Annotated in this window: 16 protein-coding genes; 9 read left to right on the forward strand and 7 right to left on the reverse strand. The window is 58.8% G+C overall.

Going from position 1 to position 17092, the window contains the following annotated elements; all coding sequences use genetic code 11:
* Positions 1-92 precede the first annotated feature (92 nt).
* The 4 genes from AC3WP4_RS10950 to AC3WP4_RS10965 all read right to left on the reverse strand — a co-directional run bounded on the left by AC3WP4_RS10950 (position 93) and on the right by AC3WP4_RS10965 (position 4717).
* Positions 93-488, reverse strand: a complete 396-nt coding sequence (locus tag AC3WP4_RS10950; RefSeq protein ID WP_102614918.1) for a DUF1090 domain-containing protein — start codon at positions 486-488, stop codon at positions 93-95.
* 97 nt (positions 489-585) lie between these two features.
* Entirely contained in the window at positions 586-2259 is a 1674-nt protein-coding gene (gene ligB, locus AC3WP4_RS10955) for an NAD-dependent DNA ligase LigB (protein ID WP_102614917.1), read from the reverse strand.
* A 253-nt stretch (positions 2260-2512) separates the two neighbouring features.
* Positions 2513-3703: a methionine adenosyltransferase gene (metK, locus tag AC3WP4_RS10960; RefSeq protein WP_102614916.1), complete on the reverse strand. Its 1191-nt coding sequence runs from the start codon at positions 3701-3703 to the stop codon at positions 2513-2515.
* Positions 3704-3721: 18 nt separating this feature from the next.
* Positions 3722-4717 carry an ArsR/SmtB family transcription factor gene (locus tag AC3WP4_RS10965; RefSeq protein WP_102614915.1) on the reverse strand — a complete coding sequence of 332 codons (996 nt, stop codon included), beginning with the start codon at positions 4715-4717 and terminating at the stop codon, positions 3722-3724.
* A gap of 273 nt (positions 4718-4990) precedes the next feature.
* Between AC3WP4_RS10965 and tkt the strand changes: the two genes are divergently transcribed.
* The 6 genes from tkt to fba all read left to right on the forward strand — a co-directional run bounded on the left by tkt (position 4991) and on the right by fba (position 11393).
* The gene (tkt, locus tag AC3WP4_RS10970) at positions 4991-6988 is read left to right on the forward strand and encodes a transketolase (RefSeq protein ID WP_074871572.1); all 1998 of its coding nucleotides are present in this window, start codon (positions 4991-4993) and stop codon (positions 6986-6988) included.
* Positions 6989-7139: 151 nt separating this feature from the next.
* Positions 7140-8192 carry an erythrose-4-phosphate dehydrogenase gene (gene epd / locus AC3WP4_RS10975; protein ID WP_102614914.1) on the forward strand — a complete coding sequence of 351 codons (1053 nt, stop codon included), beginning with the start codon at positions 7140-7142 and terminating at the stop codon, positions 8190-8192.
* Positions 8193-8204: 12 nt separating this feature from the next.
* The gene (locus AC3WP4_RS10980; RefSeq protein ID WP_074871570.1) at positions 8205-9368 is read left to right on the forward strand and encodes a phosphoglycerate kinase; all 1164 of its coding nucleotides are present in this window, start codon (positions 8205-8207) and stop codon (positions 9366-9368) included.
* Between the two features lie 34 nt (positions 9369-9402).
* Positions 9403-9624 carry a hypothetical protein gene (locus AC3WP4_RS10985; protein ID WP_074871568.1) on the forward strand — a complete coding sequence of 74 codons (222 nt, stop codon included), beginning with the start codon at positions 9403-9405 and terminating at the stop codon, positions 9622-9624.
* A gap of 54 nt (positions 9625-9678) precedes the next feature.
* Complete coding sequence (locus AC3WP4_RS10990; protein WP_102614913.1) at positions 9679-10011, forward strand: MliC family protein; 333 nt, start codon at positions 9679-9681, stop codon at positions 10009-10011.
* Between the two features lie 317 nt (positions 10012-10328).
* On the forward strand, positions 10329-11393 hold the full coding sequence (gene fba / locus AC3WP4_RS10995; protein WP_007975467.1) for a class II fructose-bisphosphate aldolase: 1065 nt from the start codon (positions 10329-10331) through the stop codon (positions 11391-11393).
* Positions 11394-11601: 208 nt separating this feature from the next.
* Here the strand turns inward: fba and AC3WP4_RS11000 are convergent, their stop codons facing one another.
* The 3 genes from AC3WP4_RS11000 to AC3WP4_RS11010 all read right to left on the reverse strand — a co-directional run bounded on the left by AC3WP4_RS11000 (position 11602) and on the right by AC3WP4_RS11010 (position 13707).
* Positions 11602-11916, reverse strand: a complete 315-nt coding sequence (locus tag AC3WP4_RS11000) for a hypothetical protein (RefSeq protein WP_139273352.1) — start codon at positions 11914-11916, stop codon at positions 11602-11604.
* 239 nt (positions 11917-12155) lie between these two features.
* Entirely contained in the window at positions 12156-12413 is a 258-nt protein-coding gene (locus AC3WP4_RS11005) for a fructose-bisphosphate aldolase (RefSeq protein WP_102614912.1), read from the reverse strand.
* A gap of 625 nt (positions 12414-13038) precedes the next feature.
* Positions 13039-13707, reverse strand: coding sequence for a polysaccharide lyase family 7 protein (locus AC3WP4_RS11010; RefSeq protein ID WP_074871564.1), 669 nt, complete (start codon positions 13705-13707; stop codon positions 13039-13041).
* A gap of 323 nt (positions 13708-14030) precedes the next feature.
* Between AC3WP4_RS11010 and AC3WP4_RS11015 the strand changes: the two genes are divergently transcribed.
* From AC3WP4_RS11015 to AC3WP4_RS11025, 3 genes are read left to right on the forward strand one after another with little or no spacing between them, the layout of a single operon-like run.
* Positions 14031-16154, forward strand: a complete 2124-nt coding sequence (locus tag AC3WP4_RS11015) for a putative bifunctional diguanylate cyclase/phosphodiesterase (RefSeq protein ID WP_102614911.1) — start codon at positions 14031-14033, stop codon at positions 16152-16154.
* 45 nt (positions 16155-16199) lie between these two features.
* On the forward strand, positions 16200-16691 hold the full coding sequence (locus AC3WP4_RS11020) for a M48 metallopeptidase family protein (RefSeq protein WP_074871559.1): 492 nt from the start codon (positions 16200-16202) through the stop codon (positions 16689-16691).
* A gap of 31 nt (positions 16692-16722) precedes the next feature.
* A complete protein-coding gene (locus AC3WP4_RS11025) occupies positions 16723-17019 on the forward strand; it encodes a winged helix-turn-helix domain-containing protein (protein WP_008151963.1) in 297 nt (98 codons plus the stop codon).
* Positions 17020-17092: the final 73 nt, after the last annotated feature.

Below are 17092 nucleotides of genomic sequence, written 5' to 3' on the forward strand. Positions count from 1 at the left end.
TGCCTCTAGGGACGCTCCGCGTCCAGTGACGCGGAGCGTCACGGGCTGCATTCCCACGCAGAGCGTGGGAACGATCAGTGCTGAACTGATCCTTACTTATCCAGCTCATCGAGTGCTTCCTGCAATTCCTTGCGGGACTCGGCGAGTTTGTCTTTGCGCTTGTTGATCTTCTCGGCGTCGCCTTTCTTCATGGCCTTGTCCAGGTCAGCCTGACGCTGGTTGACTTCGTGCTTGGCGTCGAGCACCTTGTTCTCCCGTTCTTTCTTCAGGGAAGCATCGGTGCAATGAGCAGTGACTTCGCTCAAGGCTGTTTCAAGGCCTGCCTGCTGGTCGGCGTTACCGTGAGACTTGGCCAGTTCGATCTGATTGATGATGCCCTGCTTCTTTGCGGCGCAGCCGGTCAGGCCCGGAGCTTCTTCGGCGGCCATCAGCGGAGTGGCCAGCACGCTGCAAAGGGTCAACAGGGCGAGCGGTGAAAGAAATTTCATAAAAGCTCCGTGTGAAAAAGCGATCGGGTCGATATGGCGATGGGGTGTTTGAGCCCGGCGGTACCATTGGGTTCCCGGGGGCGGGCATCGCCGGCGGCTAAAATCCGTCAATCCCCGCAACCCGTAATGTTTCTCTCAAGGCCAGGACCTGCGGGTCGCGGAAAAATGCACTCAATTGCGCCGCGCGTCCTGGGCCGATGCCGGGTTCTGCCTGCCATTGTTCGATATCTCTTTGTGCCAGTTCCGGCCATGAATCGGCAAGCTGTGCCTGGCCGGTCGGCGGTAAACCCAGGGCCTTGAGCCAGCGCGGAAAAGGACGTTGTCGGGCGCTGTTGAAACTGTTCAAAAGGCGAGCGCTGCTGCGTTCGCCGAAGCCGGCAATGTTAGCAAGCTCTTGAGCATCGAGGGTCAACCAATCCAGCAGGCCATTCAGACGGCCTGTTTCGAAAAGTTTCTCCCAGGTGCCAGGGCCGACATGCGACAACGCGAGGCCCTGCTTGCCACTGAGCCAGGTCAGTCGGGCGAGGAATTGGCTTTCGCACCCTGGCGTCGGCTGCCAGCAGCTCAAATGATGAAAGTCCTCCGCCAGCGGAACGCTCAATTCAGCGCGTTCGGTACTGCGCAGCATGACGCTGTCTAACCTTGGAATGGTCAGGCCCGCCAAGCTGATGGCAACCTGGTCTCCGGGCCGGATATCCAGTGCTTCCCAGCGTTGCAGTGAGCTCACACTGACTCGCTTGATCTGCCGGTCGTCGAGCATGACCGGTGTCAGCTCCAGTACCGGGGTGATTCGTCCGGTTCGCCCTATCTTGAAGTGGACCTTGCGCACCTCGGCCAAGGCTTGGGCAAAAGGGTATTTCCAGGCGACGCTCCAATAAGGCGGTTTAGCCTGCCAGCGCTCGGCGGCTGGACGCTGATCCTGGCGTAGGACGATGCCATCACTGGTGAAGGGCAGGGGCGAGCGATACCAGTGATCGCGCCAACGTTCAGCGTCGGCAAATTCCTTGATCGAGTGACTGTAAGGGGCGGTGCTCGGAAAGCCCAGCTCATCCAGGGCTGCGATGCGCGCGGGCAAACTGGCCGGGCCTTGGGGCCAGTCCCAGACAAACAGGCCGATCCCCGCGGCTTGCTCCATGCTCAAGTTTTTGCGGGCCATCAAGCCGGCCACTGTGGCGCGTGCGTTGAGGCTGCCGGCGCGGGCCTGTACGTGATCGGTCAGGCGCCAATAGAGTTCGCCTTGCAGCAGCAGGTCCAGTGGCTGCGGCAGTTGTTGGGGGATGGCGGCGATCTGGCGCGCCGAAGCTGTCCAGTCCTGGCCATTTACGCCGTCACCGCGGCTGATGGCTTGAGTCAGCAGGCCTTTGCGGTAGATCAGCGTCACCGCCACGCCGTCGATCTTGGGCTGAATCCAGACATCGTTCCGTCCTTTTAGCCAGGCTTCGACGGCGCGACCATCGTGGAGTTTTTCCAGGCCTGTGTGGGCAATCGGATGAGGCATCGTGCCGCCCGCGGTGCGTAGCGGTTCTGCGGGTTGGCCCAGGTCGAAACAGGTGCGCCATTCGGTCAGCCGAGCACGGGACTGATCGTAGAGTTCATCGGCGACCAATGAACGGCCGCGCCGGTGATAGCTGTCGTCCCAGAGGTCGATTTGTTTCTGCAGTGACGTGATTTCGTCCAGGGCGCGCGCGGGTGGCCAGTCGGGACAATCGGTAGCGTTTGCGCTCAGGCAAGGAAAGGTCAGGAGAAAACAGAAAAACAGGCGCCGAAGCATCGTGAGCGTCCTTGCTCGGGGAGAATGCTTTCAAGGTTAGTCAGCTTTCGGGCGTCGTTAGCGAGGATGTTTTTCGGTGTGTTTCGATAGACAGGAAGATCAAGAGGTCGCAGCCTCGTTTCACTCGACAGCTGCTACACAAATCCCTGTAGCAGCTGTCGAGTGAAACGAGGCTGCGATCTTTCGATTTTCACGCAATAAAAAGCCCCGCACGGCGAACCGTGCAGGGCTTTTGGTACCGCCGGGGGAAGTCTTACAGGCCGGCAGCAGCGCGCAAGGATTCGGCGCGGTCGGTCTTTTCCCAGGTGAAGGTGGTGAAAGTGTCATCGCCCACAGTCTTGGTAGTCGGCGTGCGACCGAAGTGGCCGTACGCAGCGGTTTCCTGGTACATCGGGTGCAGCAGGTCGAGCATGGTGGTGATTGCGTATGGACGCAGGTCGAACACTTCGCGAACCAGCTTGACGATTTTTTCGTCGCTGATTTTGCCGGTGCCGAAGGTGTTCAGCGAGATCGACGTAGGCTGAGCAACACCGATGGCGTAGGAAACCTGAATCTCGCAGCGCTCGGCCAGGCCGGCCGCCACGATGTTCTTGGCCACGTAACGACCGGCGTAGGCGGCCGAACGGTCAACCTTTGATGGATCTTTACCGGAGAACGCGCCACCGCCGTGACGGGCCATGCCGCCGTAGCTGTCAACGATGATCTTGCGACCGGTCAGGCCGCAGTCGCCTACCGGGCCACCGATGATGAACTGGCCGGTCGGGTTGATGTGGAATTGGGTGTCCTTGGACAGCAGCTCGGCAGGCAGTACGTGCTTGACGATCAGCTCCATCACGCCTTCGCGCAGGTCTTTGTACGATACGTCAGGGTTGTGCTGGGTCGACAATACAACGGCGTCGATACCGACAACCTTGCCGCCTTCGTAACGGCAAGTCACTTGCGACTTGGCATCCGGGCGCAGCCAAGGCAGCAGGCCGGATTTACGGGCTTCGGCCTGACGCTGAACCAGCTGGTGCGAGAAGGTGATCGGTGCTGGCATCAGCACCTCGGTTTCGTTGCTGGCGTAGCCGAACATCAGGCCCTGGTCGCCGGCGCCCTGATCTTCAGGCTTGGCACGGTCGACACCCTGGTTGATGTCAGGAGACTGCTTGCCAATGATGTTCATCACGCCGCAAGTGGCGCCGTCGAAACCGACATCGGAGCTGTTGTAGCCGATGTCCAGAATCACGTTGCGCACGATTTCTTCCAGGTCGACCCAGGCCGACGTGGTGACTTCACCTGCGATGATTGCCACGCCGGTTTTTACCAGAGTCTCGACCGCTACACGGGCGAACTTGTCTTCAGCAATGATGGCGTCCAGCACAGCATCGGAAATCTGGTCGGCGATTTTGTCCGGGTGCCCTTCGGACACGGACTCGGAGGTGAAGAGGGAGTATTCGCTCATCTCGATTTTTTCCTGAATTTACCGATGGTGAGTGTCGCCAGCCGGTCGCTGAAAATGGCGGACCTGGATCTGGAAACCATTACGTAAGCCGATATAGAGGCTTTCCCCGGGAGCGAGTCCCGCAGCGGTGGCCCAACGGGCCAAATCGTCCTGTTCAAACCCCAACCATAGATCACCGCAGGCCTCCCTGGCCCAACTCTGGTTGTGGCTACATAACTCTGTCACGAGCAGACTGCCGCCCGGTTGCAGCAAGTTGGCCATGTGCTTGAGTGCTTCGGCCGGCGCGGCGAAATGGTGCAGCACCATGTTCAGTACAACGCAATCGGCCTGAAGGCTTACGCCATTCAATGCATCGGCCAGTTGCAGGCTGACGTTAGCCAGCGTTTCACGTTCGCAAACCTGGCGCGCCAGTTCGAGCATCGCCGGGCTGTTGTCCAGCGCTGTGACCTGGGTGAAGCGGCGCGCCAGTTCCGGCAGAAACGCACCGTCGCCGGGGCCGACTTCGATGGCTGTGGCGCCATCGCCGAAACTCAGCTTGTCGAGCAATGCCACCACGCTTTCGCGGTATTGCGGCAGGCCGGCGATCAAGTCTTGCTGGGCGCGAAACTTCTCCGCGACCCGTGAGAAAAAGTCCTGGCTGGCCGCCGCGCGTTGCCCATGGACCTGACCGATCCGCGACTGCACTTCGGCAGGCAGGGTCAGGTTGTCCACTTCTTCCAGTAGCGCGGCATGCAGCTTGCCGCCCAACAGGTCGGTGTGGGGCAGGGCGCGGCGGTAGAAAATCGCGTTGCCTTCACGGCGCGTCGCCACCAGATCGGCCTGGGCCAATACCTTGAGGTGGTGACTCATGCCGGACTGGCCGATGCCGAAGATCTGCGCCAGCTCCAGTACGCCAAACGAATCGTTGGCCAGCGCGCGCAATACATTCAGCCGCAGAGGATCGCCGCCGGCCTTGCACAGGGCCGCCAGCTCATCGCAATCGTCATGTCGAATGGAAGGCGCAGGTAAATTCATAAGGCCAGCAGTCTAGTGACGGTCAGAAAACACCGCAAGAGCAATATCAAAAAGTTTTGATATTGCTCGATAGATGGCACTTCTCAGGGAAAGGGTCACTCTACAAATCGTCAGCGGAAAGGTTTCATCAGGCGAATGCGACTTTATCCACCGGAAAAACGCCTTCAGATGACTATCTGTCATTGCCCCGAGGCGGGTGGGTGAGGGAAAATGCTCGCCTTTTTTCCGTTTCGTTTTATTCACTCTCGATTCAATATCCGCAGGAGAACAGCGATGCCCAGCCGTCGTGAGCGTGCCAACGCCATTCGTGCCCTCAGCATGGATGCCGTGCAAAAAGCCAACAGCGGCCATCCCGGTGCCCCTATGGGTATGGCGGATATCGCCGAAGTACTTTGGCGTGACTACCTGAAGCACAACCCGAGCAATCCATCGTTCGCCGACCGTGACCGCTTCGTGCTGTCCAACGGTCACGGCTCGATGTTGATCTACTCGCTGCTGCACCTGACCGGCTACGATCTGTCGATCGAAGACCTGAAGAACTTCCGCCAGCTGCACAGCCGTACCCCGGGTCACCCGGAATTCGGCTACACCCCAGGCGTTGAAACCACCACCGGTCCACTGGGCCAAGGCCTGGCCAACGCCGTGGGTTTTGCCCTGGCAGAAAAAGTCCTGGCGGCGCAGTTCAACCGTCCGGGCCACAACATTGTCGATCACCACACCTACGTGTTCCTGGGTGATGGCTGCATGATGGAAGGCATTTCCCACGAAGTCGGCTCCCTGGCCGGTACTTTGGGCTTGAACAAGCTGATCGCCTTCTACGACGACAACGGCATTTCCATCGACGGCGAAGTCGAAGGCTGGTTCACCGACGACACGCCCAAGCGTTTCGAAGCCTATAACTGGCTGGTGATCCGCAACGTCGACGGTCACGACCCTGAAGAGATCAAGATCGCGATCGAAACGGCGCGCAAAAGCGATCAGCCAACCCTGATCTGCTGCAAGACCACCATCGGTTTCGGTTCGCCGAACAAGCAAGGCAAGGAAGACTGCCACGGCGCCCCGTTGGGTGACGCGGAAATCGCTCTTACCCGTGCTGCGCTGAAATGGAATCACGGTCCGTTCGAAATCCCGGCCGATATCTACGCCGAGTGGGACGCCAAGGAAACCGGTCGCGCGGCCGAAGCCGAATGGGATCAGCGTTTCGCGGCCTACTCCGCTGCCTTCCCTGAACTGGCCAACGAGCTGATTCGTCGCCTGAGCGGCGAACTGCCGGAAGACTTCGCTGAACAAGCCGATGCTTATATTGCTGAAGTCGCCGCCAAGGGCGAAACCATCGCCAGCCGTAAGGCCAGCCAGAATGCATTGAATGCCTACGGCCCGCTGTTGCCTGAACTGCTGGGCGGCTCCGCTGACCTGGCCGGTTCCAACCTGACCCTGTGGAAAGGTTGCAAAGGTGTTACGGCTGAAGACGCCAGCGGCAACTACATGTACTACGGCGTTCGCGAGTTCGGCATGAGCGCGATCATGAACGGCGTGACCCTGCACGGCGGCCTGGTGCCTTACGGCGCGACCTTCCTGATGTTCATGGAATACGCCCGCAACGCCGTGCGCATGGCCTCGCTGATGAAGCAGCGTGTCGTGTTCGTCTACACCCACGACTCCATCGGTCTGGGCGAAGACGGCCCGACTCACCAGCCGATCGAGCAACTGACCAGCCTGCGCAGCACGCCGAACCTCGACACCTGGCGCCCAGCCGATGCCGTTGAATCGGCGGTGTGCTGGAAAATGGCGCTGGAACGCAAGGACGGCCCTTCGGCGCTGATCTTCTCGCGTCAGAACCTGCAGCACCAAACCCGCAATGCGTTCCAGATCGCCGACATCGCCCGTGGCGGTTACGTGTTGAAGGATTGCGAGGGCGAGCCTGAGCTGATCCTGATCTCCACCGGTTCGGAAGTCGGTCTGGCCGTTCAGGCCTACGACAAGCTGACTGAACAAGGTCGCAAAGTGCGGGTTGTTTCGATGCCTTGCACCAGCGTGTTCGATGCTCAGGACGCCGGTTACAAGCAAGCAGTCCTGCCGTTGCAAGTCAGCGCCCGTATCGCCATCGAAGCCGCCCACGCGGACTACTGGTACAAGTACGTGGGCCTGGAAGGCCGCGTGATCGGCATGACCACCTACGGCGAGTCGGCGCCTGCGCCAGCCTTGTTCGAAGAGTTCGGCTTCACCCTGGAAAACATCCTGGGTCAGGCTGAAGAGCTGCTGGAAGACTGATCCAGAAAATGTATCGTCTGATCTGACGCTATCGCGAGCAGGCTCGCTCCCACAGGGATCTACACCGTCCATGTGGGAGCGAGCCTGCTCGCGATCACGATGGAACATTCAACGCTGCAATGACGGATTCACCACGGTAATCGAGAACCCCATGCCTCAACCGCGTCCTTACAAAGTTGCACTCAACGGCTACGGCCGGATTGGTCGTTGCGTCTTGCGTGCGTTGTTTGAGCGAGGCGATAAGGCCGGGTTTGAAATTGTTGCGATCAACGATCTGGCGGACATGGCCAGCATCGAATACCTGACACGTTTCGACTCCACTCACGGGCGGTTTCCCGGGGAAGTGAGGGTCGAGGGCGATTGTCTGCATATTAATGGCGACTGCGTGAAGGTCTTGCGCAGTGCCACTCCTGAAGGCATCGATTGGGCGTCGCTGGGCGTCGATCTGGTGCTGGAATGCTCCGGCGCTTACCACACTCGCGAAGACGGCCAGCGTTTCCTCGACGCCGGTGCGCCGCGCGTGCTGTTTTCCCAGCCGATGGCCAGCGAAGCGGATGTCGACGCCACCATCGTCTACGGCGTGAATCAGGATTGCCTGACCGGCGACGAGTTGCTGGTGTCCAACGCGTCCTGCACCACCAATTGCGGCGTGCCGCTGTTGCGCCTGCTGGATCAGGCCATTGGTCTGGAATACGTGTCGATCACCACCATTCACTCGGCGATGAACGATCAGCCAGTGATCGATGCCTATCACCACGAAGACCTGCGCCGCACCCGTTCGGCGTTTCAGTCGGTAATTCCGGTGTCCACTGGTCTGGCGCGTGGCATCGAGCGCCTGTTGCCGGAACTTGCCGGCAGAATTCAGGCCAAAGCCGTGCGGGTGCCGACGGTTAACGTGTCTTGCCTCGACATTACGATGCAGACCGTAAGCGATACCGACGCCACCGAGGTCAACCGGATTCTGCGCGAGGCCGCCACCCATGGCCCGCTCAAAGGCCTTCTGGCCTACACCGAGTTGCCTCACGCCAGTTGTGATTTCAACCATGACCCACATTCGGCCATCGTCGATGCCAGTCAGACCCGAGTTTCCGGCCCACGGCTGGTGAACATCCTGGCCTGGTTCGACAACGAATGGGGTTTTGCCAACCGAATGCTGGATGTTGCAGAACATTATCTGCAAACAGCTGCCTCTCCAAAACAGTAGGAAATGCGACCCATGACCGTGTTGAAGATGACCGACCTCGATCTGCAAGGTAAGCGCGTACTGATCCGCGAAGACCTCAACGTCCCAGTCAAGGACGGTGTAGTCACCAGCGATGCGCGAATCCTGGCTTCGCTGCCGACCATCAAGCTGGCCCTGGAAAAAGGCGCGGCCGTGATGGTCTGCTCGCACCTTGGCCGTCCGACCGAAGGCGAGTTCTCGGCCGAGAACAGCCTCAAGCCAGTCGCTGACTACCTGAGCAAGGCTCTGGGGCGTGAAGTGCCACTGGTGGCCGATTACCTGAACGGCGTTGACGTGAAGGCCGGCGACATCGTGCTGTTCGAAAACGTGCGCTTCAACAAGGGCGAGAAAAAGAACGCTGACGAACTGGCCCAGCAATACGCCGCCCTGTGCGACGTGTTCGTGATGGATGCCTTCGGCACCGCTCACCGCGCCGAGGGTTCGACCCATGGCGTGGCCAAGTTCGCCAAAGTCGCCGCTGCTGGCCCATTGCTGGCTGCCGAACTGGACGCACTGGGCAAAGCCCTCGGCGCCCCGGCGCAGCCAATGGCGGCGATTGTTGCCGGCTCCAAGGTCTCGACCAAACTCGACGTGCTGAACAGCCTGAGCCAGATCTGCAACCAGCTGATCGTCGGCGGCGGCATTGCCAACACCTTCCTGGCCGCTGCCGGTCACCCGGTCGGCAAATCCCTGTACGAGCCGGACCTGCTGGACACCGCTCGCGCCATCGCCGCCAAGGTCAGCGTGCCGCTGCCGGTCGATGTCGTGGTTGCCAAGGAATTCGCTGAAACCGCCACCGCGACCGTCAAGCTGATTGCCGACGTGGCCGCAGACGACATGATCCTGGACATCGGCCCGCAGACCGCGGCGAATTTCGCCGAGTTGCTGAAGTCGTCCAAGACCATCCTGTGGAACGGCCCGGTGGGCGTGTTCGAATTCGACCAGTTCGGTAACGGCACCAAAGTCCTGGCCCAGGCCATCGCAGAAAGCTCGGCGTTCTCCATCGCTGGCGGCGGCGACACCCTGGCCGCCATCGATAAATATGGCGTTGCCGATCAGATCTCCTACATTTCTACCGGTGGCGGCGCGTTCCTCGAGTTCGTCGAAGGCAAGGTGCTGCCGGCCGTTGAAGTCCTGGAAAGCCGGGCCAAGGCCTGAGGCCGCCCATTTGACCAGGCAAAGGAGTGTTCAGATGGTCAAAACATTAGCGCTGTTGATGATCGCCGGGGCGCTGGCGGCTTGCGGGAGTAACCCGAAAGCCCCGAAGGTGCCCGAGACGCCTGAACAGGACAAAGGCTGCTACCAGGCCGACTGGCAGGCCGAAACCAATCCGGTGATCAACAAGCGTTCCGGGCCTGATGGCCTGGACAAATACGAGACACAGACCCCGGCCAAGGAACATGGCTGCCCTTGACGGGTCTGACACTTTACTCAGGGCTGGCGGCGTGCCGTCAGTCGAGGAACATGGATGAAAGGTTTTATCGCCGTTACGGCGCTGGCGCTGCTGGCAGGTTGCTCGAATTTCAATCTGTTCAAGCCTGCCGAATCGACGGACAGCTGGACCACCTGGACCTGCGACAGTCAGGCCAAAGTGCTCTGGCGCTACACCGACGAAAGCCGCAAGGAAGTCGACGTGCGCCTGGGCGGTGCCGATCAGGTCTATCGCTTGAAGCATGAGCCGGGCGCCGACGGTTCGCTGTACAGCAACGACATGCTGGCGTTTCACATAAAAGGTGAGGAAGGCCTGGTGTACTGGGTCGCCACCAATGATTTGATCGGCCGCGGTTGCAAAGCCGAGTAAGACGATTGATTTGATTCACAGAGATCCAAATGTGGGAGCGGGCTTTTGTGGCGAGGGGGCTTGCCCCCGTTGGAGTGCGAAGCGCTCCCGAGGCCAGCGGACGCGATGCTTCAATTAGACCGCGTCGCCCGATTTTGCGACTGCTTTGCAGCCGAACGGGGGCAAGCCCCCTCGCCACAAGGTTTCAGCGACACAGGTTTTTTGTTGTACCGAATTCGCAGCCCGGGCTGACCCCCGATCTGCAATAACTTGAATAGCCGCCGCCGCTACGGCAGGCTGGCACGATTAACGACCCTCAACCGGGAGATACACACACAATGGCACTTATCAGCATGCGCCAGATGCTGGACCACGCAGCCGAGTTCGGCTACGGCGTTCCAGCCTTCAACGTCAACAACCTTGAGCAGATGCGCGCCATCATGGAAGCCGCTGACAAGACTGACTCCCCGGTGATCGTCCAGGCTTCGGCCGGTGCTCGCAAATACGCCGGCGCACCGTTCCTGCGTCACCTGATCCTCGCGGCAATCGAAGAATTCCCGCACATCCCGGTGTGCATGCACCAGGATCACGGCACCAGTCCTGACGTCTGCCAGCGCTCCATTCAACTGGGCTTCAGCTCGGTGATGATGGACGGTTCCCTGGGCGAAGACGGCAAGACCCCGACCGACTACGACTACAACGTGCGTGTTACCCAACAAACCGTCGCCATGGCTCACGCCTGCGGCGTTTCGGTAGAAGGCGAGCTGGGCTGCCTGGGTTCGCTGGAAACCGGCATGGCCGGTGAAGAAGACGGCATTGGCGCCGAAGGCGTTCTGGATCACAGCCAAATGCTGACCGACCCGGAAGAAGCCGCTGACTTCGTCAAGCGCACCCAGGTCGACGCCTTGGCCATCGCCATCGGCACCAGCCACGGCGCGTACAAGTTCACCAAGCCGCCTACCGGCGACGTACTGGCCATCGACCGCATCAAAGAAATCCACAAACGCATCCCGAACACCCACCTGGTGATGCACGGTTCGTCTTCGGTTCCGCAAGAGTGGCTGGCGATCATCAACCAGTACGGCGGCGACATCAAAGAAACCTACGGCGTACCGGTTGAAGAAATCGTCGAAGGCATCAAGCACGGCGTACGCAAGGTCAACATCGACACCGACCTGCGCCTGGCATCCACCGGTGCGATGCGTCGCCTGATGGCCACCAACCCGAGCGAGTTTGATCCGCGTAAATTCTTCGGCGCGACTGTGACTGCCATGCGTGATGTGTGTATCGCACGTTATGAAGCGTTTGGTACTGCCGGTAATGCTTCGAAGATCAAGCCGATCTCGTTGGAAGGGATGTATCAGCGTTATTTGAAGGGTGAGTTGAACGCTAAGGTTAACTAAGCCGTAAGCGTTTGAGTTGCATTAAAAACCCGCCGTGAGGCGGGTTTTTTGTGGGTGGGACGTTTTGCATGAAATGCGCCGACATAAGGCGGATGGAATGTAACCTATAGCGGACATGTTTCTACCCAATCTGGAAAAAGTCCGTAATAGGTGACATCTTTATCCTGAGTGTTTATGGCTGATATTCCCTGTTTTATATGTTTTGCGCTCACCCAATCCGACCAAGCCCTACTTGTTGAGAGTACGAAATGCCGGTAGCTTCAGTGAAACTTCGGGTCCCATTCAGAGTGTTAAAGTCTGAAGTTGTAAGTGTCCAGTTTTCTGTGTTTCCACCCACCATCCCGCTGAGCGTAATAGTTGTGTAGTTTGCCCAGATGCTCTGCGTCCCGTTGATTGTTCCGGTTTGTCCATTAACATTCGCGGTCGCGTTAACCGGGCCTGCATAGTCATCACTGCTATGGACTGTCAGATAGACGTGATTTTCCGCAAGCGCACCATAAAAAGTTCCTACTAAAGCGCCCATACTTTATATCCTTATGATGTTGAAGATAAAAAATTAAAAAAGAACAGGGGGTATTTGTTTATGTGTCCTGTTCTTGTTTTTTTGTGTTTCGTCGATAAGGCTAGTTCTGTGAGGGTGCGCGGTCACCTGTAATAAGTGACAGTTTTTAATATCTTTTTGCTATAGGAAGACAGGTTTATTGCGGGGGACGTGAGGGGAAGGGGCAGATTTATTTAATCGTCCCCTTTTTCTCAAAGAACTTAGCTATTTGTTGGTTTATCAAGCCCGCGCTGCTCAATCACCCGAAACACATCGCTTACATCCTGGACCATGATCCGGGCGATGTTGGTGACGGTGTTGATGTCGTTCTCGGCATAGTCCGGCAGGCTGGTGCAGGCCATGAGGTGCAGGTATTTGAGGACGGCGCTGAGGCGTTCGCTGACGCAGTTGTGGAGTTCTTGGAGTGGGGCGTCGCTGTCGATGAGCAGGACGGGGTAGTCGGTGGCGAATTGGGACATGGGGGTGAAGCGGCGAGGCGGTTGTTAATTGCTCATGGAAATCCTTAACTCAAGAAAGAATTCGCCACCGTTTGCTGCGAAAAAAATGGGGTGGCAGCTGTGCGCGGGTTCGCAGACCGAGGAGTTAAGACCCGGCAGACCCGAAGGTCTCCCACGCACAGCCGCCATAAAGAACGAGTACGGGCATGCGCTGCCCGTGTCGTATTTTGACGGTTGTGGTTCTAACTCGGTAGGGCTGCGAAACCCTATCGCCGACTGCTGTCAGCGACGGGGCGAACTATAAGCGGCGACTTTGGTGGCTGCAACCGGGGTGTAGGATCGCGCTCGGTCATTGTGGCGAGGGGGCTTGCCCCCGTTCGGCGGCGCAGCCGTCGTAAAACCGGGCGCTATGGTGTGTCTGAGGAAATTGCGTAGCAGGGTTTGGGGCTGCTTCGCATCCCAACGGGGGCAAGCCCCCTCGCCACAGAGGGAGTGGTCCTACGAATTTTGCGGACGCTGGGATTTGTAGCCGCTGCCGGGCTTGCGAGGACGTTGTCCTCGGACGCAGCCTCGCAGGCTCGGCAGCTGCTACAGAGGTCAAGTTGTTCTTGGTGAGCGTCCCCGGCTGTATTCCCGGGTGAGAAAGTTACCTTTCGTGATCAATATCCAGCTTGCTGAACGTCACTTTTCCGCCTTCGGTGGTGTACCCGGTGTTGTCCTGTACATACGCCCCGGCCTTGAAGTACAACGGCTTGACGCTCCAGGTCCTGCTGATGTCGGTGTCCCACTGGTAGCCTGCCGCACTGATGCCCAACGCTCCGCCCGGGCTCAGGTGGATGAGGTAGGAAAACTCCCGATCCAGTTTCACCCCGGTAGCGATGGTGATTATCCGGGCGGTATCGTCATCAGGGCGCATACGGACCTTGGCGACGAGGTTGCCCGACTGTGTGCTGGTCGAGTACTGATACTCGAGCTTCACCATCGGTTTCTGGCTTTCATAGGCGTGGATCTGGCCAATGACGATCTTGCCCGAGGTCGGTACCTGATTTACCGCCAGGGTGGCGCGCAGGAAGTTGTCGGCGTCCGGGTAGAACCAGTTTTTCAGTGTGCCGTTGCTGTAGGTTTCGCGAAGCTCGGTGCGCGGATACTTGGCGTTTTCAGTGGTAGAACCGGTGACCGGCGTCCAGAAAAACAAAGTGCCGGTGTCGGAGTGGAAGTATTGGTCCTTGAAGCCATCCACCAGTTTTGACGTTTCAACGGTGTACGGCGGACTGCCGACGGGAACGCTGAGGTTCCAGGTTGCGAGATCGATCATAGACAAAAGCTTCCACGGTTTTTTTACTGCACGTACGTTCCAGAAGCTCTGGCGCGCGCCTTGGGGGCAGTCCTTATAATCGTAGAAGTTCAATTTGTTAATGCGTAATTGACAAACGGGTGGCGTCAAAATCCTGTTAAAAGGCCATCTTTCCCGGTTTTAGCGGGCTGTGGCGCCGACCGTTAGTCGGTAAATGGACGCATTGGTTAAATGATGGCGTACTGATAGCTTCTGCTTTTGCGGAACCCGGTCTAGAGTGAAGGCTTAGTATTTGTCCGGTTTTCACGAGAAACCGGCCTGACGTCCCGCATAAGAGAAGCAGCATGGAATGCGCGCAACCCACGCCAGCTGAAGGCAATTCAATTCTTTTAATCGTTGATGATTACCCTGAAAACCTGATCAGCATGCGCGCGTTGTTGCAGCGCCAGGACTGGCAGGTCATGACCGCCGCCTCGGGCTTCGAGGCGCTCAGCCTGTTACTCGAACACGATATCGACCTGGTGCTGCTGGATGTGCAGATGCCGGGCATGGACGGTTTTGAAGTGGCACGCCTGATGCGCGGCAGCCAACGAACCCGCCTCACGCCAATCATTTTCCTTACCGCCAACGAACAGTCCCAGGACGCCGTGATCAAGGGCTATGCCAGCGGTGCGGTGGATTACCTGTTCAAACCGTTCGACCCACAAATTCTCAAGCCCAAAGTCCAGGCGCTGCTCGAGCACCAACGCAATCGCCGTGCGTTGCAGCGCCTGAGTCGCGATCTGGAGGTCGCACGCGCGTTTAATGCCTCGGTGCTCGACAATGCCGCCGAAGGCATCCTGGTGGTCGGTGAGGAGGGTCTGATCCGCTATGCCAATCCGGCGATGTCGCGGTTGCTCAATGCCACGGTGCAAGACCTGCAAGGCAAAGAGTTCCTGGATTTCCTGCAAAAACCGCACATCCCGGTCTGGACCGACTCCGAATTTTTCACGGGTTACAAACGTGGTGAAACCTTGCGCCTACACGATGCCTTGCTGCGTACGGCGCCCGGCCAGCAGGTGCCCGTGGCGCTGTCCTGCGCACCGTTGCCCAGCGAACAAAACGCGATGGTGGTGACGGTGCTGGACATGTCGGTGGTGCGCCATCTGCATCAGCAACTGGAGTTTCAGGCCGTCACCGATCCATTGACCGGGCTGCTCAATCGTCGCGGCTTTTACCAGACGGCGGAAAACCTGCTGTTGCGTGGCGAGCGTTCCGACAGCGCCTGGGTGCTGCTGTATCTGGACCTCGACGGCTTCAAGCGGGTCAACGATTCCCTCGGTCACGATGCCGGCGACCGGGTGCTGCGGTGGGTGTCCGAGCAGTTGAAGGCCTGCCTGCGGCCCTTCGACATTCTGGCGCGCATGGGCGGTGATGAGTTCACCGCGTTGCTGGATCTGGAGTTCCCCGAGCAAGCGGCAAAGATTGCCGAGAAGCTGATCGAGCGGGTGTCGGTCTGTCAGCAGATCGATGGTCTGGATATCGCCTTGGGCGCCAGCATCGGCATTGCGACGTACCCGGATTGCGGTTCCAATCTTGACGGTTTGTTGCGTGCATCGGACATCGCGATGTACGAAGCCAAGCGCGCCGGTCGTCAGCAATATCGTTTCTACGATCATGAAATGAACGGCCGGGCACGCTCGCGGTTGATGCTCGAAGAAAGTGTGCACGCGGCGATCGAGAACCGTGATTTCAATTTGGTGTATCAACCCCAGGTGGCCATTGCCAGCGGGCAGATTCGTGGGTTCGAAGCGCTGATCCGCTGGCAGCACCCGAGCGTCGGCGATGTACCGCCGGGGCTGTTTTTACCCTTGCTGGAAGAGGCGCGGTTGATCAGTCGCCTGGGCAGCTGGATCTATCAACAAGGGGCGAGCCAGCGAAAAGCCTGGGAAACCCTGTTCGCCGACAACCTCGTGCTGGGCGTGAGTTTGAGCAGTACGCAATTCGGCATGCCCAATCTGGTCACCGAGTTGCGCCAGGTGCTCGAGCGCCATGGCTTGCAGGCGCACCATCTGGAAGTCGAGGTCACCGAAGAGGCCTTGATGCAAAACCCTGAGGAAACCCGTAAACAGCTGCGCCTGCTGCGAAACCTGGGTGTGCGGGTGGCCCTGGATGACTTTGGTTGCGGGCCGTGTTCGCTGTCTCATCTCCGGGATCTGGAGTTGGACACGCTCAAGTTCGACCGGCATTTGATTGCCCGGCTTCTGGAGTCCTCACGCGATGCGGCGCTGGTGCGCAATGTGATCGAGTTGTGCAAGGAGTACGGGATGCTGGTGATTGCCGAGGGGGTGGAAACCGTTGCGCAATATCGGTGGCTGCAAGCCAATGGTTGCGAGTACGTGCAAGGATTTCTGGTGGCACGGCCGATGATGGCCGAGGACGTCGGCGACTTTGTGCGGCCGTTCGACTGGAACACGCTGACCGGCTGAATTCGCTACACTGGCGACCTTTTGGTGAATCGTGTTGCCGCCCCAATGACCGCGTTGAAATACCTCCAGGCCTATCCTGCTGCTCTGCAGGACCAAGTGCGCCAGCTGATCGCCGACGGTCGGCTGGGCGATTACCTGAGCCAGCGTTACCCGGAAAAACACCGGATCCAGAGCGACAAGGCGTTGTACACCTATACGCTGGACCTTAAGCAGGAATACCTGCGTAACGCCCCGGCCATCGATAAGGTGTTGTTCGACAACCGCCTGGACCTGACCCACCGCGCCCTCGGATTGCACACCGCGATCTCCCGGGTACAGGGCGGCAAGCTCAAGGCCAAGAAAGAAATTCGTGTGGCTTCATTGTTCAAGGAAGCACCGGCCGAGTTTTTGAAGATGATCGTGGTGCATGAACTGGCGCACTTCAAAGAGTCGGATCACAACAAGGCGTTCTACAAGCTTTGCGATCACATGTTGCCGGGGTATCACCAGGTTGAGTTCGATGTGCGGGTGTACCTGACGTGGCGGGACATGCAATAAAAATCAAGATATCGCAGCCGGGAGTGTTTCGATGGATGTAAGCAAGACCAAAAGCAGCTTCTATCGTCGGTTGTACGTGGCGTACCTGATCGATAGCGGGTTGGCCAGTAGCGTCCCGGCGCTGACCGAAGTGACCGGCATGCCCCGGCGCACGGCTCAGGACACCATCGCGGCATTGGCGGATCTGGACATTGTTTGCGAGTTCCAGCAGGAAGAAGGCGCGCGCAATCATGCCGGGCGTTATCGGATTCGCGAGTGGGGGGCGATAGATCGGGGGTGGATCGAGCGCAATCTTCGGCAGATCAAAGCGGTGCTGGAATATCCCTGAACGCTCGACTCTGATCGTTCCCACGCTCTGCGTGGGAATGCCTCAATGGACGCTCTGCGTCCGCTTCGGCAGG

The organism is Pseudomonas sp. FW305-20, from assembly GCF_058788075.1.